Source organism: Acidocella sp. C78 (assembly GCF_907164655.1).
The window spans coordinates 78684-101328 of the sequence record NZ_CAJQZK010000003.1 but is presented as its reverse complement, the minus strand read 5'-3'; the positions used below and the strand labels follow the sequence as shown (position 1 = coordinate 101328).

General features: G+C 66.6%; 16 protein-coding genes and 1 pseudogene. 5 read left to right on the top strand and 12 right to left on the bottom strand.

Features of this window, described 5'->3' with window-relative positions:
* Window position 1: 1 nt before the first annotated feature.
* The 4 genes from ACIDOCELLA78_RS000000100205 to hrpB form a co-directional block, all read right to left on the bottom strand.
* Window positions 2-1822: a chloride channel protein gene (locus tag ACIDOCELLA78_RS000000100205; protein WP_201727872.1), complete on the bottom strand. Its 1821-nt coding sequence runs from the start codon at window positions 1820-1822 to the stop codon at window positions 2-4.
* A 175-nt stretch (window positions 1823-1997) separates the two neighbouring features.
* A complete protein-coding gene (locus ACIDOCELLA78_RS000000100200; RefSeq protein WP_201727871.1) occupies window positions 1998-3524 on the bottom strand; it encodes an acetolactate synthase large subunit in 1527 nt (508 codons plus the stop codon).
* A gap of 33 nt (window positions 3525-3557) precedes the next feature.
* Entirely contained in the window at window positions 3558-4493 is a 936-nt protein-coding gene (locus ACIDOCELLA78_RS000000100195) for a hypothetical protein (protein ID WP_249675102.1), read from the bottom strand.
* An 89-nt stretch (window positions 4494-4582) separates the two neighbouring features.
* Window positions 4583-7012 carry an ATP-dependent helicase HrpB gene (gene hrpB / locus ACIDOCELLA78_RS000000100190; RefSeq protein WP_201727927.1) on the bottom strand — a complete coding sequence of 810 codons (2430 nt, stop codon included), beginning with the start codon at window positions 7010-7012 and terminating at the stop codon, window positions 4583-4585.
* 47 nt (window positions 7013-7059) lie between these two features.
* Here hrpB and ACIDOCELLA78_RS000000100185 point away from each other — a divergent pair, with 47 nt between their 5' ends.
* Genes ACIDOCELLA78_RS000000100185 through ACIDOCELLA78_RS000000100175 form a run of 3 tightly spaced genes read left to right on the top strand, consistent with a single transcriptional unit; the run spans window position 7060 to window position 10241 of the window.
* On the top strand, window positions 7060-9087 hold the full coding sequence (locus ACIDOCELLA78_RS000000100185) for a protein-disulfide reductase DsbD (protein ID WP_201727870.1): 2028 nt from the start codon (window positions 7060-7062) through the stop codon (window positions 9085-9087).
* Window positions 9084-9569, top strand: a complete 486-nt coding sequence (locus tag ACIDOCELLA78_RS000000100180; RefSeq protein WP_249675100.1) for a hypothetical protein — start codon at window positions 9084-9086, stop codon at window positions 9567-9569. Before ACIDOCELLA78_RS000000100185 ends, ACIDOCELLA78_RS000000100180 begins: the two co-directional genes overlap by 4 nt.
* A gap of 45 nt (window positions 9570-9614) precedes the next feature.
* Complete coding sequence (locus ACIDOCELLA78_RS000000100175; protein ID WP_283770813.1) at window positions 9615-10241, top strand: c-type cytochrome; 627 nt, start codon at window positions 9615-9617, stop codon at window positions 10239-10241.
* Between the two features lie 106 nt (window positions 10242-10347).
* Here the strand turns inward: ACIDOCELLA78_RS000000100175 and ACIDOCELLA78_RS000000100170 are convergent, their stop codons facing one another.
* Window positions 10348-11550, bottom strand: a complete 1203-nt coding sequence (locus tag ACIDOCELLA78_RS000000100170) for an ABC transporter substrate-binding protein (protein WP_249675096.1) — start codon at window positions 11548-11550, stop codon at window positions 10348-10350.
* Window positions 11551-11675: 125 nt separating this feature from the next.
* Here ACIDOCELLA78_RS000000100170 and ACIDOCELLA78_RS000000100165 point away from each other — a divergent pair.
* Both ACIDOCELLA78_RS000000100165 and ACIDOCELLA78_RS000000100160 read left to right on the top strand, forming a co-directional pair.
* Window positions 11676-12676: pseudogene (locus ACIDOCELLA78_RS000000100165) on the top strand (NAD(P)H-quinone oxidoreductase).
* Between the two features lie 493 nt (window positions 12677-13169).
* Window positions 13170-14411: a hypothetical protein gene (locus ACIDOCELLA78_RS000000100160; RefSeq protein WP_201727867.1), complete on the top strand. Its 1242-nt coding sequence runs from the start codon at window positions 13170-13172 to the stop codon at window positions 14409-14411.
* A gap of 230 nt (window positions 14412-14641) precedes the next feature.
* On the opposite strand, the gene ACIDOCELLA78_RS000000100155 is transcribed toward ACIDOCELLA78_RS000000100160, so the two are convergent.
* The 7 genes from ACIDOCELLA78_RS000000100155 to hpnK all read right to left on the bottom strand — a co-directional run bounded on the left by ACIDOCELLA78_RS000000100155 (window position 14642) and on the right by hpnK (window position 22624).
* Window positions 14642-15427 carry an ABC transporter ATP-binding protein gene (locus ACIDOCELLA78_RS000000100155; RefSeq protein ID WP_201727866.1) on the bottom strand — a complete coding sequence of 262 codons (786 nt, stop codon included), beginning with the start codon at window positions 15425-15427 and terminating at the stop codon, window positions 14642-14644.
* Window positions 15424-16206: an ABC transporter permease gene (locus ACIDOCELLA78_RS000000100150; RefSeq protein WP_007424104.1), complete on the bottom strand. Its 783-nt coding sequence runs from the start codon at window positions 16204-16206 to the stop codon at window positions 15424-15426. The genes ACIDOCELLA78_RS000000100155 and ACIDOCELLA78_RS000000100150 overlap by 4 nt, the downstream gene beginning before the upstream one ends.
* 8 nt (window positions 16207-16214) lie before the next feature.
* Entirely contained in the window at window positions 16215-17288 is a 1074-nt protein-coding gene (gene alr, locus ACIDOCELLA78_RS000000100145) for an alanine racemase (RefSeq protein WP_201727865.1), read from the bottom strand.
* Window positions 17285-18094: an EcsC family protein gene (locus tag ACIDOCELLA78_RS000000100140; RefSeq protein ID WP_201727864.1), complete on the bottom strand. Its 810-nt coding sequence runs from the start codon at window positions 18092-18094 to the stop codon at window positions 17285-17287. Before ACIDOCELLA78_RS000000100140 ends, alr begins: the two co-directional genes overlap by 4 nt.
* A gap of 30 nt (window positions 18095-18124) precedes the next feature.
* Window positions 18125-19609, bottom strand: coding sequence for a replicative DNA helicase (locus ACIDOCELLA78_RS000000100135; protein ID WP_201727863.1), 1485 nt, complete (start codon window positions 19607-19609; stop codon window positions 18125-18127).
* Between the two features lie 196 nt (window positions 19610-19805).
* The gene (locus tag ACIDOCELLA78_RS000000100130) at window positions 19806-21668 is read right to left on the bottom strand and encodes a calcium-binding protein (protein WP_201727862.1); all 1863 of its coding nucleotides are present in this window, start codon (window positions 21666-21668) and stop codon (window positions 19806-19808) included.
* Window positions 21669-21805: 137 nt separating this feature from the next.
* Entirely contained in the window at window positions 21806-22624 is an 819-nt protein-coding gene (gene hpnK, locus ACIDOCELLA78_RS000000100125) for a hopanoid biosynthesis-associated protein HpnK (RefSeq protein ID WP_201727861.1), read from the bottom strand.
* Window positions 22625-22645 lie beyond the last annotated feature (21 nt).

Below are 22645 nucleotides of genomic sequence, written 5' to 3'. Positions count from 1 at the left end.
CCTACTCGCCGGACAGTTCCCGCCGCCGCTGGTCCAGCTCCTCGCTGTAGCGCCGCAGCGCGTATTGTTCGGTGAGAACGCCGAGCACCTGGCGGGTCTCCTCGCCGTCGATCACCGCCAGCACGTCGCATTCCGCCTTCTCGAAGGCCCGGATGGCTTCCTTCACCGTAGCCTGCGGCACGAGGAAATCGTCGCGGTGGCGGATCAGCGGCTGGATCGAGTCCTCGGCAGCGGCATCCGGCGCGTGAACCTCCGCGGGGTAGGCGAGACCGGCATAGCGCTGGTTCTCGTCGAGCACGACAACATATTGCGTCCGGCCGAGCGGGAACTCGGCCTTGAACTCGGCGATTTCGCTGTTTTCCTGGGTGACATACTGGTTCCGGCGCATCATCCGCCCGACCGTTAGATTGTGTATCCAGCCGATATCGACAGCGCTGCGGATCGTCTCGCCGCGCAGATGGAATCGCCACGTCGTGAACGAATAGCCGAAAAAGCGGCGGACCGTGAGCGATGCGGCGATCGCGGCCATCAGGACCGCGATGGTGATGCTGAAATTGTTGGTGCTCTCGAGCGTCAGGAAGGTCATCGTCATGGTGCCGCTGACGATCGCGGTGGCGAGCGCCGCCATGCCCACCACGGCATAGAAGCCGATCGGCACGCCATGGGCCACGGGCAGCAACACCGCGACATCGCCATAGGCGCGGCCGAGCAGCGATCCCATGAAGAGCGCGGCGAAGAACAGGCCGCCGCGGAAGCCGGTCGCGATGGAGAAGGCCGAGGCGGTCGATTTCATCACCAGCAGCGCGACCGCGAGCATGAACGGATAGATCACGGCAAGCTGCGTGTGCAGCGATGAATTGCCCGAGGCCATCACCTTGGGCGTGATGCTGCCCAGCAGCCCGACAACGACGCCGCCGATCATTGGCCGCAGCCAGACCGGCACGCCGGTGCGCCGGAACACCGCCTCCAGCGAGGTCACCGTCCGCATGATCGCGATGCCGACAAATCCGGCGACCATGCCGAGCAGCACCGCGAGCGGGTAGGCATAGGCCGGCGTATGGGTCGGCAGCACGACATCGAGCGGCCGCACGCCGCCATTCATCAGAAGTTCCGTGGTCAGCGTGCCCGAGAGCGAGGCGATGACGACCATGGTCAGCGTCGGCAGGGAATAGGTGCCGATGACGAGTTCGATTCCATAGAATGCGCCGCAGAGCGGGGCGTTGAACGCGCCGCCGATCGCGGCCCCGGCTCCGCAGCCGACCAGCACGCGCAGGTCGTTGCGCCGCAGCCGCAGATGCTGGCCGATCCATGAGGCGATGCCGCCGCCAAACTGCGCATAGCCGGCTTCCTGACCCACCGAGCCGCCGACGCCGTTGGAAAACGAGGTCTGCATCGCCACGATGAAGGAGTCGCGCAGCGACATCTTGCCGCCATAGAGCGCGTTCGCCTCGACCGGATCGACGATGTTGGTGATGCGATACTTGCCGAGGATCCACGCGACCGACCCCAGCGCCGCACCACCCAGGATGGGCACGAAAATCGCGCGCATCGGGTCGATATGCGTCTGCTGCGACAGGCCCTCGCCGAGCTTCGGCAGGGCGAAGAACCAGAAATGGAAGTGATGGCTCAGGAAATCCATCAGGTAGACGCAGAAGCCCGAGAACACGCCGACGACGGCGGCGAGAGCCGCGAGCCAGATCTCGTCGGCCCTGACCAGGGCGCGGACATGCATCGGCGCATCGACGGTCACCGCGGCGAGGCGTCGCCGCAGCGCCGTCCACCAGCGGGAATTCGACCGACCTTGAACCGTGGAACTCGCCATGCTGCGCCCTGTGAAGTCTTCTTGTGTCAGGACGGACCGCCCGCCCGGCGGTCAGATGCCGCCGATTTCCGGCAGCATCATGGCCAAGGGCACAGTTACAAGAGGAAAGTTAACGGTCAACCACCGTTTCAATGGAAATCGCCGATCAATCCGATCCGTTGCGCCGATGAACGCCTCAGGTGAGCAGTTCGATGAGGAACGGTCCCTTGCGTTCGAAGCTCGCCGCCATCAGCGCATTGAGCTTTTCCATGCTGTCGGCCTGTGCGGCGGCAACGCCCATTCCCTCGGCGAGGCGCACGAAGTCGATGTCCGGATGGCCGAGATCGAGCATGTCCATCGCCGTCCGCCCCGGATTGGCGCCGACATTGGCGTATTCGTGCAGCAGGATCGCGTATTTGCGGTTGGCGAGGATCACCACGGTCACGTCGAGATTGCAGCGCGCCATCGTCCACAGCGCGGTGATGCTGTACATCGCCGAGCCGTCGGCCTGGATGGCGAGCACCCGCCGGCCGGAGCCGATCGCGGCCCCCACCGCGCCCGGCAGGCCGCCGCCGATCGCCCCGCCCGGCACTTGCAGCCACAGATGCGGCGCCGCCCCATGGGTGAAGCGCGAGAAGCCGCGGCCGAAGGAAATCCCCTCGTCGATCACGACACTGTCATCCGGCAGCAGGGCGGCGATCGAGGTGGCCACCGTTTCCGGCGCGATCGCCTCGGTCGTCGGCGCGGGGCGCGGTGTGACCGCGATTTCCGGCGTGCCGGCGTCGACGCGCTCGGCCAGCGCCTGCAAGGCCGCCGCGCCGTCCTGGCCGATATCCGCCAGCGTATGCACCGTGCAGTCATCCGGCCAGAGCCGGCCCTTCTTGCCCGGATAGGCGAAAAACCCGACCGGCGGCTTCGCCTCGACCAAGATCAGGTGGCGGATACCCTCCAGCGAGTGTACCGCGGCATCGATCTGGTAGGGGATGCGCTCGATCGGCGGTCGCCCCTGGCCGCGCTCCATCCGCGCGTTGAACATCTCGGCCAGCATCTTCGCGCCGGTCGTCTGCGCGATGCCGGTGGCGATCCGCAGCGTCGCGTCGGTCAGCGTCCGCCCGCCGAGCAGCATCAGCGCCGGCTCGCCCGAGCGCAGCACCGCGGCGGCGGCGTCGATGGCGGCGGTCTCGGTGGTGGGACGCGGCGGCACCGGCTGCGGCGCACCGACCACCCCACCCTCGGTCCAGGCCGTGTCCGCGGGCAGGATCAGCGTCGCGATCGTCCCGGTGCGCGCGGCGGCCACCGCATCGGCGGCATCCCGGCCGACGGCCTCGGCGGTCATCGCCGTCCGCACCCAGCCGGAGACCGGGCGCGCCCAGCCCTCGGTATCGGCTGTCAGCGGCGCGTCCAGCGGGCGGTGATAGGTCGCCTGGTCGCCAACGATGTTGACGATGCCCGAGCGGCCGCGCCGCGCGTTGTGCAGGTTGGCGAGCGCGTTGGCGAGGCCGGGGCCGCAATGCAGCAGCGTCGCCGCCGGCCGCCCCTTGGTGCGCCAATACATGTCGGCGGCGCCGGACACCACCGTTTCATCGAGGCAGAGAACGCAGTTGATCCCGGGAATCCGGTCCAGCGCCGCGACGAAATGCATCTCGCTGGTGCCGGGGTTGGCAAAAACCGTATCGATGCCGCACGCAATCAGCGTATGCACAAGACTTTCAGCGCCGTTCATGAAACTCCCGGTCCTTCCCCGTTGGTTGATTGATTATCGGTCACGGAAACTGCCCGTTCCTGACGAGCCGGGCAAGGGGGGAGGGTGATGCGCGGGCAGCGGCGCAGTCGCCATTCGGCGAAGCCAGAAATGCGGCATTCCGGCAATGAAACGCCGCCGCAACGACGCCAGCTGTGCCGTGCTCAGCCCCACCGTCGCTGCGGTGAAGAAATTCGGGTCGCGGGTGAAGACCATGTAGGCGATCGTCTCGTTCACGATCAGGTCGCGGTCCGCCGGATCGTAGCCGGAAGCGACCAGAAAGCCGCGAAAGGCCGCCCGCTCCGGTGCGGTCATGGCGCTATCGTAGAACCGGTGAACGTAGGCGCGGTAGAAAGGCAGGGTGAAATAGGCGCCATGCGCCAGTTCATGGCGCAGAATGACCGCACGGGTCCGCCAGCCGACGCGCCGACGGCCCTCGGCCTGGGGAATCGAAAGCACCGCCCCGTTCGCGCCCGGCCGGAGAAAGCCTTCGTTCCGCGCGATCCGCCGCAGCCGCCGTTCCTGCGCGGTCAGGGGCACATGCTCCGCCTCGGCCAGGTGGTAGAAGCGGCGCAAGGCCGATGCCGGATAGTCGTTCCCGTAATAATATGTCGCGACCGAAAGATTCGCCGCCGCCAGCGCCCGGCGGAAGGCCGGTTCGTCCAGCACCCGGTCCCGCGGCGTTGCGGCTTTCTCGATCAGCGCTGCGATACGGTCGAACATCAGCCCCTGCGCTTCGAGGCCCGGGCAGTCGATCACGACGATCAGCGGATCGGCGCGGAAGCGGAACACGGTGAAACGGTGGCCGATATGGTTGAAGATCGCGGCCTCGCTGGCGAGCCGGGCGGCGGGACGCCGCGCCGGCGGCGATGTTCCCGCGCCCGTGATGGCGGCAAGGACGAGCCCGACCGCCAGATTCAGCCCTGATCGCCGCACCCGGCAAAACCGCATGACCGATGCCCCGAGAGGTGAGGGCGAAATCCTAACCCCCGTTCCGGAGCCGCGCCAGCCGGCCGCCTGCGCCCCGCGGCGGCGGGGTCCTATCGCCGCCCGCGCGGCCTTGCCGGCGCGCGCCAGGGTTCTTCCGGCCAGTCGTGCTTCGGGTAGCGCCCGCGCATGTCCTTGCGCGCATCCGCCCAGCCGCGCCGCCAGAAATCGGCGAGATCCCCGGTCACCGCGATCGGCCGCCCGGCCGGCGAGAGCAGCGCGATCTGCAATCTCACCGCCCCGCCGGCGAGGCGCGGCGTCGAATCGCTGCCGTAGAAGGCCTGTGCCCGCGCTGCCGCCACCGGCACCGGGCCGGTATAGTCGATCGGCACTTCACCTCCCGGCGCCTCGATCCGCGCGGGTAGCGCCGCGTCCAGCGCGCGGACGCGCTCATGGCCGAGATGGTCGCGCAGGATTGCGAGCAGGTCGAGCGCCGCCGCCTCCTTCAGCCGGCTCATTCCGGCGAGATAGGGGAACAGCCAGGTCTCGAAATCCGCCTGCAACGCCTCGTCGGACAGGTCGGGCCATCCCTCCGGCTCGATCCCCCGCATGAGCGCCACGCGGGCCTGCAACTGCCGCACCCCGTCGCTCCAGCCGAGCAGGCCGGGCTTCTCCCGAATTGCCGCGCGCAAGGCCGCCTCGATCTCCGCGGGCGATGCCGGCGTGCTGCGCTCGGCGAGCACCAGCGCGCCGAAGCGCCGCCGTTCCCGCGCCATCACCGTGCCGCCGGTGCCATCGAGCCCGATCTCCCGGGTGGTGACGATGCGGGCGGCGAGCCGATCCTCGATCGTCGCGGCGCTGATCGGTGCCGCGAGCCCGATCTTCGGCGCGCCCCGGCCGCCCAGCGCTGCGACGGCGAGCATCGGCGCGCGCGCCAGCGGATCGGCCGGGTCGAGTTTCGCGCCACCGCCCTCGCTGAGCCGGAAACTGCCCGGCTCGCCGCGGCGAACCCCGATCCGGTCGGGGAAGCCCGCTGCGATCAGCACAGCGGGGTCGCCGCCCGCTTGCGTATCTCGCCGCAGGCCGAGCCGCGCGCGATAGGTGCCCGCCGCCTGGCGGATACGCGCGATCGCGCCACGATCGCCGCCGCCGCGCCCGGCGATCGCGTCGAGCCGCAGCGCGATATCGGCGCTGCCCGCCTCGCGCAGCGGATCACGCTCTTCGAGCAGGGCGGCGAGGTCGGCGGCCAGCGCTGCCTCCGCCGCGCCGTCGGCGGCGAGCATCATCGCCGCAAGGCGCGGGGTGGCGCCGAGTTCGGCCATCCGTCGCCCGGTCGCGCTGATCCGCCCGGCGGAATCGAGCGCGCCGAGATCGGTCAGCAGAGCCCGCGCCTGGGCGAGCGCGCCGGCGGGCGGCGGCTCGGGAAAGGGCAACGCCGCGGCGTCCGCGCCCCAGGCGGCGCAGGCCAGGACCAGCCCGGAAAGCTCGGCACCGGCGATTTCCGGTGCGTCGAATTCCGGCAGGCCGCGATGCAGCGCCTCGGTCCATAGCCGGATCGCCACCCCCGGCGCCTCGCGCCCGGCGCGGCCGGCGCGCTGCGTGGACGCCGCCCGGCTGATCCGCCGCGTGACGAGGCGGGTCAGCGCCCGGCCGGTATCGAATTCCGGCGCCCTGCGAAACCCGCCATCGACCACCACCCGCACCCCCGGCACTGTGAGCGAGGTCTCCGCGATGCTGGTCGCGAGAATGACGCGCCGCTGGCCGGAAGGAGCGAGCACCCGCGCCTGTTCGGCCGGCGGCAGATCGCCATAGAGCGGCAGGATCGCGGCCGGCGCGCCCTCCAGCGCCTCGGCGGCGCGACGGATTTCCCCAACACCGGGCAGGAAGGCGAGAATGTCGCCCCGATGCGCCGCCAGCGCGCCGCGTACCGCGCGGGCCAGCGCCGCCGGCAGGTCCCGCGCATCGGCGAGGTCGCGCGCGGCGAATTCGGCCGTCACCGGATAGACCCGTCCGGCGCTCTCGATCACCGGCGCATCGAGCAGGGCGGTCAGGGTCGCGATATCGGCCGTCGCCGACATTGCGAGCACCCGCAACTCCGGCCTCAGGCCGCGCTGGAGGTCGAGCGTCAGCGCCAAAGCGAGATCGGCCTCTAGGCTGCGCTCGTGGATCTCGTCGAAGATCACGCAGCCGATGCCGTCGAGCCCGGGATCGGTCAGCAGCCGGCGCGTCAGCAGCCCCTCGGTGATCACCTCGATCCGCGTCGTCGGACCGGTCACGGATTCCAGCCGCGTGCGATAGCCCACCGTGCCGCCCGGCGCCTCGCCGATCAGCTGCGCGATCCGCTCCGCCGCGGCGCGCGCGGCGAGCCGCCTTGGTTCGAGCATCACGATCTTTTGTCCGCCCAGCCAGTCCGCGCCCAACAGCGCCTGCGGCACCAGGCTGGTCTTGCCCGCGCCGGGCGGGGCGACGAGGATGGCATTGGCCGATCGCGCGAGGCTTGCGCGGAGATCGGGCAGGATGGCGGCAACCGGCAGTTCGTCCATGAGGCGGGCGGTTAGCACCGAACCGCCCGATATGCGATATTGAGGCGATGAGACGCCTTCTGCCCGTTCTTGCCGCGCTTCTTCTGGCCCTTGCCGCAACCGGCCCGGCGCGGGCGGCGCGCAGCAACGAAGTCACCTCGCCACGCGCGCGGGTTGCGCTCGTCTCCGCCACCAACGCGCCTCAGGCGGGGACGATCACCCTCGGCCTGCTGTTCCGCCTGACGCCGGGCTGGCACATCTACTGGTCCGATCCGGGCGATGCCGGGCAGGCCCCCACCGTTTCGATTGACGCGCCGGCGGGGGCGAAGGCCGGTCCGCTCGCCTTTCCGCCGCCGCACTGGCTGGTCGCCGACGGCGGCGTGGGCGACTATATCGAGAGCGGCACGGTGCTGCTGCCCTTCACCGTGATGCTGCCGCGATCGGGTGTTTCGGCGATCGACGCGAAGGCCGACTGGCTGGTCTGCAACCCCAAGCTCTGCGTCCCCGAACACGGCACCTTCCATCTCACCCTCGCCGGTGGCGCCTCGGCGGAGGCCGGACTGTTCCGCGCTGCCCGCGCGGCGCTGCCACGCCCCTCGCCCTATCGCGCGACGATCGCGCCCGATGGCACGCTCGCCATCACCGGCGCCGGTCTCGGCCGCAGCGTGGTGAAGGGCGCGCATTTCTACCCCTATGATTTGAACGCCATCGTCAATGCGGCGCCGCAGCGTCTTGGCTTCGTGCGCAACGGCTTCACCCTCCGGCTGAAACCCGCACACCCGCCGATGACCACGGCTGCCGGCGTGATCGAGATCACCGATCCCTCGGGCCGGATGCAGGCGCTGACGCTGCATGCCGCGCCGGGCGCCGCGCCGCCGCCGCTGGCCGGCACGCCCTGGATCGTCTGGCTCGGCGCCGCGCTGCTGGCCGGGCTCATCCTGAACCTGATGCCCTGCGTCTTTCCGGTGCTGGCGATCAAGGCGCTGGCCCTGGCGCGGCTCGGCCATGATGATCGCCCGCTCGCCCGGCGCGAGGCGCTGGCCTATGCGGCCGGCACCGTCGCCGCGATGCTGCTGCTCGGCGGCGGGCTGCTCGCCCTGCGCGCCGGCGGCGAGGCGCTGGGCTGGGGCTTTCAGTTCCAGTCGCCGGTCTTCATCGCCGTGATGGCCTGGCTCGTCTTCGCGATCGGGCTGAACTTCGCCGGCCTGTTCGAGATATCCGGGCTCGAGCGTCTCGGCGCCGGGATGGCGCGCCATGGCGGCGTGCTTGGCAGTTTCGCCACCGGGCTGCTCGCCGTCGCGGTGGCCACGCCATGCACGGCGCCGTTCATGGGCGGCGCGCTGGCGGCGGCGCTGGCGGCACCTGTTCTGCTCGGATTGAGCATATTCGCGGCACTCGGCCTTGGCATCGGCCTGCCCTTCGTGGCGCTGGCCGCCGCCCCCGCGATCGGCCGCGCGCTCCCGCGGCCCGGACCGTGGATGGTGATCCTTCGGCAGGTCCTCGCCTTCCCGATGTTCGGCACCGCGGTCTGGCTGCTCTGGGTGATGTCGGTGGAGGCCGGATCGTCGGGTGTGCTGATCGTCGGCGCCGGCGCGCTGCTGATCGGCTTCGGGCTCTGGCTGCTGCGCTTCCCCGGCATTGTCCTGCGCGGGCTCGCAGTTCTCGCGGTGATCGGGGCGGCGCTGCTTCTGCCCCAGGTCGTCCCCGCCGATGCGACAGGCGCCTCCACGCTGCCGGGTGCCGTGCCCCGCAGCGCCGTGCCCTATTCCCCGGCGAAGCTCGCGGCGCTGCGCGAGGCTGGCAAGCCCGTGTTCGTCGACATGACGGCCGCCTGGTGCATCACCTGCCAGGTGAACGAGCGGGTGGCGCTGGCGCCGCGCGCCATGCAGCGCTTCTTCGCGGCACGGCAGGTGACGCTCATGGTCGGCGACTGGACCCGGCGCGACCCGGCGATCACCCGCTTCCTGGCCGCGCATGGGCGCGATGGCGTGCCGATCTATGTCTATTATCCGCCCGGACACGCCGCGCCGGTGGTTCTGCCGCAGGTGCTCACCCCCTCGATCGTCCGGGCCACGATTACGGGGCGGGCGTCATGAGCCGCCGGCGTCGTGAAGCGCCCCGAGCCCTTGCGATCGCCGTTGCTCTGGCCGGGATTGTCAGCACCAACCATAGCCTCGCCGCGCTGGCCGGCAGGTGGTCGGGCCATTACCACTGCGCGCAGGGCGATACGGCGCTGGACCTGACGATCTCCCCGGCCGGGACCGGCCGGCTTCGCGCGCTGTTCTTCTTCCATGCCCTTGCCGGCAATCCCCATGTGCCGCCCGGCTGCTTCTCGATGGCCGGCCGCTACGACGCCGCTTCCGGCAGTGTTGCGCTGAACCCGACGATGTGGCTGCTGCGGCCGCACCATTTCGTCTGGGTCGGGCTGCGCGGCCGGATGGAGGGGGCGGGCGGGGCGATCACGGGACGGATCGATGGGCCGGGATGCACGGATTTTTCCCTTGTCCGCGTATACGGACCCATGCCGGCGTCGGTCCCGCCGGCCTGCCGTATGGAACGCGGCGCGCCGACGGTTTAAGAGCAGGAAAAGCGCACGATATCGGTAATTCAGGACTGGATGGACATGATGCGGAAAAATGGCGTGCTGACGGTAATCGCGATGTTGGTTGGTCTCGGGGTCGCTCAGGCCGGCCCGCCGCCAGAGGCGGCGCAATGCGCCGGCTGCCACGGCCAGAACGGCATGGGCAATCCGGCTGCCGGGTTTCCGGCGCTGGCCGGGCAACCTGTGAATTACCTTGAGCAGCAGCTTTACGCCTTCAAGCACGGTACGCGGCGGAACGGCATGATGAGCAGTTTCGCCGGCGGACTGAACGCTTCGCAGCGCAAGGCGATCGCGGAATATTACCACGGTCTGCCGGTTGTCGCGCCGGCCTCGCTGCCGGCGGCCCCGAGGGACGATGTTGGCGAGACCCTGGCGATCCACGGCGTCGGTGCGGGGACCGACCATGCGATCCCGGCCTGCGATTCCTGCCACGGCGCTGGCGGGCGGGGCTTGGGGCCGGCATTCCCCCGGCTGGCCGGGCAGCCGGCGAACTATCTCGCTGCGCAGTTGAAAGCGTGGCAGGGCGGCGCCCGCCACGAGGGCAACACGCACTTGATGCAGAACATCGCCGATATGCTCAGCCCGGCGCAGATCAAGGCCGTCGCGGCCTATTTCGCGGCGCTGCCGCCGGTAGCACCCGGTTCGTGACGCGAAGCCGCCTTGCGGTCATGGCCGTCCTGTCGGGGCGGATGATGCTCTTGCCAGGCCGGCCATTCCCGGGTTTCGGGGGTATCGGCCTGCATGAGAGCGACATTCAGAGATCAAGGACCGGCTTTGCCGCTCCCGGCATCTTCGGATCGATGGTGACGAGCGCCCCCTGGCGCCATTGCTGCAGCGTGACGAAGCTTGCCTGATTCTGCCCGGACTGATCGAATTTGATGCCCCAGCCGTTTGGCAGGCTGCCATGAGGCAGGCTGATGGCGGCAAGTGCCGCCGGCAGCTTCTCCCTCCGTTTCAAGGCCTCGATGGCGATTGTCGTGCCGACATGGGTGGTCAGGCTCGCGGCGCCGCGCGGCGGGGTGGCGTAACGCGCCTGATAGGCCGCCGCGATTGCGGCAGCGCCCGGGCCGTAGAGCGGATTGCCGATCACCATCGTATTGTCGATCGCCTGACCGAGGGTTCGCCCGATTTCGGCAAGCCCGTAGCCGGGGCCCGTGCCGATGATCATGCGAGGACGCCAGCGCGCCTCCTGCATCGCCTGGTAGAGCAGCAGGACATGGTCGGTCCGCCCGGCATGGATCAGCAGGTCGATCCGCGCGTCCCGCATTCGCCCCACCTCCTCGTCCAGATCGGGTGCGGCCGTCGCATAGGCCATGCTGAGCGTGACCGGCACGCCAGCCTGCCGCAAGCCTGCCAGCATGACGCCGGCAAAGGACCCATCTGTGGCGCCGATATCGAACAGCAGGGCAAGGCGCAGGCGCGTGGCGGCGGTTTTCCATCCTGGCGCCACAATCCGTGCGATCGTATCTTGCGCGGCCGTGGTGAAGGCGGCGGTTGTCGTGCAGAGTCGCCGCAAGATCCTGAAGTTGCGACGGGTGACGCCGCCGGCGGGTGCGTCGAGTTCCACATAGGGAATGCCGGCGAGTTCGGCGGCCGCGGTGGCGGCGAACGACGCTGTGGATGACTGGCTGCCCAGGATCATGTCGATGGACGAGGCCTTGCCGGCCTTGCGGATCATGGCTTGTATTGCCGAGTCGGGATCGGCCGCATCGGCCCGCATGACCTCGATATCCGCGTCGATTTTCGTGCGCGCGGCATCGATCGCGAGCGCAACACCGCGCCACGCCTCGTCACCGAGCAGCGTCTGCGCGCCGGTTTCGGGAAAGAGCGTGCCGATCAGCAGGCGGCGGCGTGGTCCGCCGGCCGCATGGGGCATCGCGGCCCTGGTCTGCCCGCCGGCAAATCCCGCAAGGCCGATTCCGGTAATCACGCCGCGGCGGGAGAGCGGGCGGGTCACGCGCGGGCGGGACAAAGCGGTTGATCGATCATGACACATATATATAGGTCAGAGACATGGCCGGATAGGCGCCGCCGACGCCGCCCATGCCCCCGAAATCCCGACGCCAATCAAGGAGATATCCGATGAACCATCCCGAGACCATGGTGCATGTCACGTTCGACCAGCCGGGCGGCCCCGAAGTGATGTCGTTCGCGACCGGCCTGGTCCCGGCGCCGCGCGAGGGCGAGGTTCTGCTCCGCGTCGCCGCCGCCGGTGTGAACCGGCCGGATATCCAGCAGCGCAAGGGCGCGTACCCGCCGCCGCCGGGCGCGAGTCCGATCCTGGGTCTTGAGGCTGCCGGCACCATCGTGGCCTGCGGCACCGGCGTCGACCAGTGGAAGATCGGAGACAGGGTGACCGCCCTGTGCAATGGCGGTGCCTATGCTGAATATGTCGCGGTGCCGGCGGCGCAGTGCCTGCCCTGGCCGGAAGGGTTCAGTGCGATCGAGGCGGCTTCCTTGCCGGAGACGTATTTCACCGTCTGGGCCAATCTGTTCGACCTGGGGCGGCTGGCGCCCGGGGAATCGGTCCTGATCCATGGCGGCACATCGGGAATCGGCGTGGCGGCGATCCAGATGGCCCGGCGGCACGGTGCGACTGTCTATGCCACGGCGGGCTCCGCCGCGAAGTGCGAGGCATGCGTGGGCCTCGGGGCGGCGGCGGCGATCCAGTATCGCGAACAGGATTTTCTGGACGAGATCAAACGCCTGACCGATGGGCGCGGCGTCGATGTCGTGCTCGACATGGTCGGCGCGCCCTATACGAGCCGGAATCTGCGTGCCTTGCGCCGGTCCGGCCGCCTCGTGCAGATTGCCTTCATGGGCGGCAGCGTCGCCCGTGATATCGATCTGCTCCCGATCATGGTGAATCGCCTCACTGTCACCGGATCGACGATGCGGCCCCGCAGCACGGCGGAGAAGGGGCGATCGCCACCGCGTTGCGCGAAACCGTATGGCCGTGGCTGGAGTCGCGGCAGATCCAGCCTGTGATCGCGCAAACACTGCCCTGGCGGGAGGTTGCGCATGCACATCAGCTGATGGAGGACAGCGCGCATATCGGCAAGATCGTCCTGGCGATCGCGTAGAGCATCATCCGATCAGATGGAGTTATCTGCTCGGATAAAGAAGCTCTATTTATCAATACTATAGAGCACGACATCCGATCCATCCGGCTCGGATATCGTGCTCTAACGCCCATGTCTTTAGAAGCGTAACCAGAACGGCTCCCGCACTGTAGCGCCCGCAATTCCCTGGATTTCCTGTTCCGGAATTCCAGGGCGGCGGCCTGCAACACGAGGGGGCATAAAATAAATAAAAAGAATTTTACGTAAAAAATGAAAAATAAAAAATAAACGCATATTAAATTTATAAATAAATAGTAATTGCCATTTTTGAGATGTGTTTTTGCGAATATAGTTTATTTTTACTTAAATAACAGAATTTATCAAATTTTAAGCCCATAAAATGATATTATAATTATTTTTGATATCATAACTTGCTATCTATTCTCTTGCCCGGACGCTCCTAACAGGATATCTGGTAACCATTGGTTAAGGACGATTTTCAGGAGTTTTCGGTATGAGTTCGAGTATTTCAATCGGTGGTGGTATTAATTCCCAGAAGCTGAGCGGAATTGTGTATATTCCATCCAGCGGCCTCACCTCATCGCAGATTACGTCCCTTCAAAATTTGCTCAACACGGATTTTAGTGCTGCGGCTCAGGGAACTGTCTCTCTGACGAATTTCGATGCAGTGACCGGTCAAACGTCAAGCACGACAGGCTCTGCCACGACAGGTGGAATTTACGAAGTTTCCAACACCAACGGCTCGGGGGCCTCTACCGCCGGTAGCGTCAATGTTGCCGTCACGGTGCCCTCGAGCGCGAGCACGGTCATCCTGCAGGCGCCTGGCACGATTTCAGTAACCGGCAATGGCCAGGCCAGCACCTACGTCATCGGATCACAGACAGCCGCTCTGATCACCACCGCCGGTAGCGGGTCGGGTGTTAACTCGATCTATGATTTAGGTGGGAATACAACCATCGATGCGGCGGGCAACAACCAGGCGACGCTGACCGGTGGTCAGGATCTCGTCAGGGTTCTGAATGGCAGCGACACGGTGAACGCAACCGGCTCGGCCAGCGTCCGGGTCGGCATACCGACTGGTTATGCCGGCTCCGTCGATTTCATCAACACCGGTACCGGCAGCTCGACCGTTCTCGGGCAGGCTGGCTCCGTGACGGCGTTTGGCGGCAATGGCGGAGGCCTCCTTTACGGCGGCACCGCCGGCAACAACCAGCTTGTAGGCGGCAATGGAGCGTTCACGCTGGTTGGGGCAGGCAACGGTGACACGCTTGTCGCTGGTTATAACGCGCAAGCCTCGACCTCCAATAACAATGTTCTCTTTGCCGGTGTCGGCAACGAGACGTTGGGAGCATCTCAATATACGAATAACAACATATTCGCCGCGGGTGCCGGCAACGACGTGATATCGTCTGCAGGTGCCGGGTCCCAGTATTTCTTTACATCATCCAGTTCTTCTACCATTTACGGTTCGACAGTAACCGGTGCAACAAATACATATTTTGTTTCGAACTCCACGGCCGGTGGTGGCAGCTCCGTTATCGAGAATTTCAACATGAACACGGACCTGCTGCTCGCACGCAACGGCGTCGTCATCAGCTCCGTCAACAATATCACGGCCAGCATCTATCCACTCGGCGCCGCCTCGGTGATCCTGTCGGACGGCTCGCAGATTACGATGGTCGGTTACAATGCCAGCCAGCTCAACAAATTCATTGGTGGGTCGATTATCAGCTGAATTTTTCAATCCCGATATTTCAGAAGCCCCGGGCCATTGGCCCGGGGTTTTTTATGCTCTGTGTATCAGTATCATCCGCATGGATCGGAACGTGCTCGATTCGGAGGCGCGGCGATCGTCCTGGTTTCATGGACCGGACATATCCCGGGTTTGCGAGGCCAGCCGAGTCCGCGCGCGAGATGCCATGCGCGGAGGGATTCGGAAAACGAGATCCGCCGCGCCGGGAACTCTCAGCGCCGCAGCGCCATCCTGATCGGCCCCTCGCGGCGGCCATGGGTGAACTGGTCGACCATCTCGTTGCCGCTGTTCATCACCAGCGCGGCATCGCCTTCCCAGATGATCCGGCCATCCTGCAACATCGCGATCCGGTCGCCGATTCGCTGTGCGCTCGCCATGTCGTGGGTGATGGTGATCGAGGTCGAGCCCAGGCGTTTCACGCAATCGACGATCAGCCCGTCGATCACCGCCCCCATGATCGGGTCGAGCCCAGTGGTCGGCTCATCGAAAACCATGATCGACGGCTCGGCCGCGATCGCCCGCGCCAGGGCAACGCGCTTCTGCATCCCGCCCGACAGCTCGGCTGGTGACAACTCGCCCACGCTCGCATCGAGCCCGACCTGCGCGAGAATGCCACCGGCCATCCTGCGCGCCTCGGCGCGGGTGACGCGGCCACGCGCCAGCAGCCCGAACGCCACGTTCTCCCAGACCGGCCGGCTGTCGAACAGCGCGCCGTTCTGGAACAGCATGCCGATCTGGTCGCGCAAAGCGCGCGCGCGCGCCGGCCGCGCGGTCAGCAGATTTTCACCGTCGATCCATATCTCGCCCTCATCCGGCGGGATCAGGCCGAGAATGCATTTCAGCAGCACCGACTTGCCGGTGCCCGACCCGCCGATGACGACCATGCTCGTCTTCGCCATCACGTCGAGATCCACGCCATCGAGCACGCGTTTGGTGCCGAAGCTCTTGCGTAGGCCGCGGATGCGGATTTTCGGCTCGGCCGTTTCGGCGCCGCTCACGAGAAGAACGCCTGGGTCATCAGATAGTCCAGTGCGAGGATCAGCACCGAGGCGGAGACCACCGCCGCCGTGGTCGCACCGCCAACACCCTGCGCGCCGCCGCGCGAGCGATAGCCGTGAAAGCACCCCATCAGCGCGATCACGAAGCCGAACACCGCCGCCTTCACCAGGCCGGAGACGACATCGTTGCTGTGCAGGTAGTTCACAGTGTCGCGCAGATAGGCGTTGGGCTCGAAGCCGAGCCTGACGGTGGAAACCAGGAAGCCGCCGGCCACGCCGAGAATGTCGGCGATCACCACCAGCAGGGGCAGGGCGATCACCCCGGCGAGCAGGCGCGGGGTAACAAGATAGCGCATCGGATCGGTGGCGAGGGTGGTCAGCGCATCGATCTGGTCGGTCACGCGCATCGTGCCCATTTCCGCGGCGATGGCCGATCCCGCGCGCCCTGCGACCATCAATCCGGCCAGAACCGGGCCGAGTTCGCGGGTGAGGGACAGCACCACCACGCTCGCGATCACGCTCGAACTGTCGAAGCGCGAGAAGCCGACATAGCTCTGCAGCGCCAGCACCATCCCGGTGAACACCGCGGTGAGGGCGACGACCGGCAGGCTCGAATAGCCGATTTCCATCAGCGCGCGGCCGAAATTGCGCAAGTGAAACGGCGGGCGCACCAGGCCGGACAGGCCGGCGGCGGCGAAGAGCGCGAGTTCGCCGAGCATGATCACGAAGCCGAGCGCAAGGCGGCCGAGTGCGGCGATTGGGTCGAGCACGAGATTCATACGCGGGATTATACCGATTTCACCACCCGCCGATAGCGCGGGCCGAGCGACGTCAGAATCTCGTAGCCGATCGTGCCAGCCTCGGCGGCGATGGCGTCGATATCATGGCCTGGGCCGATCAGCTCGATAACGTCGCCGGGCGCGATGGCGGGATGATCGGTAACATCGAACGTCGTCAGGTCCATCGAGAGCCTGCCGGCCACCGGGATGATCTCCCCCTGCCAGCGTGCCGTCAGCCGGTTCGACAGTGATCGCGGCAGCCCATCGGCATAGCCGACGCCGATCGTCGCGATGCGCGAGGGCCGCGCCGCCCGCCAGGTGCCGTTATAGCCCACGGTTTCACCCGTCGCGATCGCGCGGATCTGCAGGATCGGCGCGGCGAGGGTGATGGCCGGGCGCATCGGATTTGCCCCTTGCGGGGTCGGGTTGCCGCCATAGAGCGCATAGCCGGGCCGGGCGAGGTCGGAGCCGAATGTCGGGCCGAGAAACAGGCCGGAGGAGTTGGCAAGGCTGGTCCGCAGCCAGGGGAACCGCGCGGCGAAGGCAGCGAAACGCCCTTGCTGTGCTGCGTTTTCCACCGCATCCGGCTCCTCCGCTGCGATGAGATGCGTCATCACATGCGTCAGGCCCAGCCCGTCGAGACGGTCTGGATGGGCGATGAGATGGGCTGCCTCGTCACGATCGAGGCCGAGCCGGTTCATCCCGGTATCGACATGCAGGAACGAAGGCGGCGCGCCGTCATCGCCGGCCGCCGCGCGCCAGCGCGCGCAGGAAGCGAGCGAGCCGAGCACCGGGATCAGCCGACGCGCGTGCATCGTGCGCTCCTCGCCGGGCGGGCAGCCGTTGAGAACCGCGATCCGCGCCGCCGGCAACAGGGCGCGCAGAGAAAGAGCTTCATCGAGCGTGGCGACGAAAAAGCTGCGGCAGCCGGCGGCGGCAAGGGCGGGGGCGATCAGGGCCGCGCCGAGTCCGTAGGCATCGGCCTTGACCACGCCGGCGACCTCGCCCGCATGGCGGGCGGCCAGTGTCCGCCAGTTGGCGGCGACGGCGCCGGGGTCGATGGTCAGGGTCGGGTGGTTCATGCGGCGTTGCGGAACATCTGCCGACGCTCCCGCAGCCGGGCGACATGCGCATCGAAACATGCGCGGACCCGCGCGGGGTCGTGCCGGCGCTCGAGGTCGCGGATGGTGAAGTGAACCTGCGCCATGGTCTGGAAATGGCTCATGAACAGGTAGTTGGCGCCCGCCCCCGACAGGGCGCCGACCAGCGGCACGAGGGCGGCCATCGCCTGTTCGGACAGCATGACCGAGAACCGCGAGGCGATCGTGCGCAGGAACAGCGATAGCGGCGCATGGGTGAGCGCGCCGCGCACCGCCCAGTAGCTGGCTTCGACCTCGCCTTCCTCGCCGCGGATCGTGCCGAAGCCGAACACTTCGAGACAGGCGCGCCGCGTCTCGAACTCGTCAATATCCTCGCCATGGCTGCGGGCGATCTCGGCGATGGCGCGGAACATCATCGCCATGGTGAACGGAATGTCGGCCAGCGAAAGCGGGCCGCCGGCGAGGCCGGAGAGCGCGCCGCTCGCGGCAACGGCGCCGCGATAGACCCGCTCGGACGCCGCTCCCGCGCGCCGCGGGGCGAGACCGGCGCGCGAGACGGCGAGCAGCGACCACAAGGCTTCGGAGGCATAATCCTCGATCACCCGGCGGCTGTTCGGCAGAAAAAGGTTTAGCGCGCGTTCCGCCGCCCCCGCGGTGGTGCGGCCGATCCGGCTCAGCAGGCGGGTGAACAGCCCGTGCGCGGCGACATAGCGCGAGGCCGCCTGCGCGATCCGCGCAAGGTCGGCCTCGGGCAGGCCGGCGCAGGCATTGCCGCCTTGTGTCGCCATCGCGCGCATCCCCTTCAGGTCAGTCGACGTTCATTCATGTTGGGTGTCGAGGTCGGCGAATCGAGTGAATTCAGCCTCGAAGAACAGGTCGATCTTGCCGGTCGGGCCGTGGCGCTGCTTGGCGAGGATCAGCTCGGCGCGGTTGTGGACATGTTCCATGTCCTGCTGCCATTTGGCCAGCGCATCCTGGAACTTGTCCTCTGAATCGTAGGCCATCTGCTTGGGCATCCGGGCCTGGAGGTAATACTCGTCGCGATAGACGAACATCACCGCGTCGGCGTCCTGTTCGATCGTGCCGGATTCGCGAAGGTCGGAGAGCTGGGGGCGCTTGTCCTCGCGGGATTCCACGGCGCGGGAGAGCTGCGACAGTGCTATGACCGGCACCGAGAGTTCCTTGGCGATGGCCTTCAGCCCCTGGGTGATCTGGCTGATTTCCAGCACGCGGTTGTCCGGCCTTGTGCCGGCGGCGGGGCGCATCAGCTGGAGATAGTCGACCACGATGAGCGCCAGGCCGCGCGTGCGCCGCAGCCTTCGGCAGCGGGTGCGCAGCGCGGAGAGGGTGATCGCCGGCGTGTCGTCGATGATCAGCGGCAGCCGGGCGATGCGGCGCGACACCGCGACGAAATTGTCGAAATCCTTCTGCCCGATCTCGCCGCGGCGGATGCGGTCGGAGGAGACGCGCGCCTCCTCGGCGAGAAGACGGGTGGCAAGCTGCTCGGCGCTCATTTCGAGCGAGAAAACGGCGACGCACTGCTTCGCCTCGGCATTCGGGTTCTCGGCGCGGGCTTCGCTGAGCAGCGCCTGGGCGGCGCCGAAGGCGATTTTGGTGGCGAGCGCCGTTTTGCCCATGCCGGGACGGCCGGCAAGAATAAGCAGGTCCGACGGGTGCAACCCGCCGGTCCGGGCGTCGAGATCCGTAAGGCCTGTGGTCAGGCCGGAGACCTTGCCATCGCGCTCGAAGGCCTTGGCGGCAGTGTCGATCGCCATCGCCAGCGCGGTCTCGAAGGTCATCGCGGCGCCCTCGCTGCCGCCCTTGGTCGCGAGGTCGAACAGCGCCTGCTCCGCCGCCTCGATCTGCGCCGTGCCGTCCAGCTCGGGGTCCGACCCGAAGCCGCGATTGACCGTGAGTTCGCCAAGCTCGATCAGCTGCCGGCGGATCCAGGCATCGTAGATGATCCGGCCATAATCGCCGGCATTGATGATGCCGACCATGGCGGTGAGAAGCTGGCCGAGATAGGCCGCGCCGCCGACATCGTCGAGCAGGCCGGAATGTTCGAAGGTCGCGCGCAGGGTTACCGGATCGGCGACCTGCCCGGCCTCGATCCGCCGGGCGATGGCCTCGTAGATTCTCCCATGCACCGCATCGGCGAAATGTTCGGGGGCCAGGAACTCCGAAACCCGCTCATAGGCCTTGTTGTTGGCCAGCAGCGCGCCGAGCAGGGCCTGCTCGGCCTCGAGATTTGCGGGAGGAAGTTTCGGTTGTGCGCCCGGCCGGGCGAGCTCGGAGATATCCATCTGCCGCTCTTAGCGCGTCATACGAACGCGTGACAGCGCGGGAGGCGGGCCACAGGGCTGTGGAAAAGGTGGATAAGGTGGATAAGGTGGATAAGGTGGATAAGCGACCCGCCGGACCAGGCGATGGGTATCTTGTTCCGGCCATGGGAATGCGACCGGTCGCCCCCCCCCGGGTGGGAGGGCGACCATGCCGGGATCAGGAAAGAACGGTCGTCGATCCGGAAACGTTGGCGCTGAGCTTGCTGCCGAGACCGCTGACGAGAATCTGGGTTCCGTCGTTCAGAAGCAGGTTGAGGCCGCCAGAGACGACAGACTGGCTGCTGACGGAAACATTGCCCGTGAGGTCGATCTTGTCGGTGCCACTCTGGAAATTCTTGATCAGGTCCGACTTGTTGGCAGATCCGGTGTCGAACGTGAAGTAGTTCGCAGTTGCCTTCGTGCCGCCGACGAGCGTTTCATTCCCAGCGCCGGCAAACAGGTAGTTGGTGCTCGAACCGCCGGTCAGCGTGTCACCATTGCCGCCGCCATAGAGCGTCACCGCCCCGGCGGAGCCGGTCAGTGAATTGTTGCCGTTCGAGCCGCCAAAGGCCACCAATCCGCCCGAACCACCGAGGGCAGTGACCGCTCCTGTGCCGCGCGTGATGACGCCCTGGTTTGTGCTGCCGATGAAATCCAGCGTTCCGGCGCCGCCATAGACGCTGGCTGCTCCCGTGCCGGTCGCAGTGATCGTCTCGTTGCCACCGAGCAGGAAGGCGGTGGAGCCCCCGTTCAGGGTCTCGCTATTGTTGCCGCCGATGAAAAGGGTGAAGTTCTGCCCGGTGCTGACGACCGAACTGTTGCCCTCCGCGATCGCATAGGAAGAGCCTCCGAGCGTCGCGCTCGTGCCTGTTCCGCTCGTGTTGGAAAGAATGACGAAGCTGTGGCTCTGGCTGGTCGTGATCGCGGCGTCATTCGAGCCGTTGAGAAAGATATCGCTTGCTCCAGTGCCGGTAATCGTATTGTTCGAGCCGTTGGCAATGACTGTGTCAGCGCCGGTAGCGTAGACAGTGTTATTGGAGCCGTAGGTCAGGAGTATGTTCGACCCCGTGGCGGTCTCAGCATTGCTCTGCCCGAAAATCGCGACGGGGGCTGCGGCGCTGGCGGTGATCGAGTTGTTCGTGCCGGTAATCAGGGCCTGGCCGGTGCTCGAATCGGTGATTGTGTTGGCGCTGCCATCGGACCAGAGACCACCTTGCCCACCGATCGTGACTGAATCGTGGGTTCCATTGGCCCATACCGTCGTCGTGCCGGAGGCATTGACCTGGTTATATCCCGTATCCACCCGCTTCAGCTTGACGAGGGCATTGCCGCTGGCGGTGACCGAGGCCTTTGTCGTCCCCACGTTGATCGTATCGTTGCCGCCGGACGTCAGGCTATCGGAGCCGGCATTCAGATTGATCGTGTTGTTGCCGCCGCTGGTGGTGATGTGATTATAGCTTGGCTGATTGTAGACACTCGGCGCCGCAGTGATCGTGTTGTTGCCGCTGGCCACAACGACATCGTACCAATAGCCATCGAGAGTGAAATTGTTGTTGCCGCCGCCGGCATAGATCGTGTCGATACCCGCACCGCCCTGAGGGTCAAAGGTCAGGTTGGTTGTCGCGCCGGTGACGATGAGAGCGGTGTTTCCGGAGCCTCCGGTGATCGTTTCGTTGCCGCTGAAGGCAGCTATGATGCCTTTGATTCCGTTGTTGGTCGGGCTCGTGCCAGTCTGCCCGTTGGGCAGGGTAAGCGTGCTTCCCCCGCCGGTGACCGTGCCGGTAAGCAGCGTATCGACATAGGCGTTAGGGTTCGTTGGTTCCGCTGGCAGCGCGGAAACCGCGGCGCCACTGCCCGCCAGAGATACGGTTGCAACGCTAACGCTGAGAGTGGCCGAATTATGGGTAATGAGATTGTTTATATTGTTGTCCAGCAACTGCTGGATGACCGACTGAACGGATGAATCAACAGAAAACAGATTCGTTGTTCCCGTAGTACTGGTCGTTATTGAAACGGTTCCATAAGATATTGACGATGACACGATATGCTCCGTATCCTGCTGCGCTTACAAACAGTTAATTTAAAAAAATTAACAATCGTTCAACAAAGAGGTGTTTCTGCGATTGGAAGCCTCCTTTCCGTTTGATGTTGTAAAATTAAATATTGTTTACGTATATATCATCTTTGGCAACCTGGATAGCCCGTGCGCGCCTGGAGCAGGGCATCGAATTCCGCCACGTGTTCATAATCCGGCATCAGGCGGGCCAGGGCGGCGCATTGCCGCGTTGCGGGATGAAAATAGATCTCGGTTGATCCTGGCGGCAGCGCGTCGAGATAGGCGCGCACACGTTCCAGGGTCATGTGGCCCGAATGGCGGAGCCCCAATACCTGGTCCGGACTCGCCAGCCCGGCGCGGCGCGCCTGCGCGCGCAGCACCCGTGACCACGCATGAAGGGCGTGGGCCGCGAGCCCCGGCCGCTCGCCGCACGCCGCGAGAACGGCGGGCGGTTCCGCCGGAACCCGGATCCGTGTCAGGCCGAACTCCCGCCCGATGCGGATCATCAGCGCCGCGACGGTTGGATGCATATGCATGTGCTTGTGGCTGTCGGCGTGGTGCAGGGGCAGACCCGTCGCGGCAAAAGCCTCGAACTGGGCGCGAATTTCCGCCGCGAGTTCGCGCCGCGCCGCGGGTGAAACGAAATAGCGGAAGCCGCGGGCCACCTGGTCCGATCCGAAGCGGCCATCCGCCCCGGTAATGTTTGGCAGGGCGGCATGACCGAGGACCGACGCGCCCTCGACCAGAACCAGATGCAGCCCCACTCTCAGGTCGGGCAGGCGTTTTGCCCGGGCCACGGCATCCGGCGCCGCTGGGGCTGCTACCATGAGACTGGCCTGGCCGAGCACACCCTCGCGATGGGCGCGCTCGACAGCCTCGTTGACGGTTTCGGTCAGCCCGAAATCATCGGCCGAGAAAACGACCTCGGCGTCCTTCCGCATCGCCGCGGTCGCCCGGGGCAA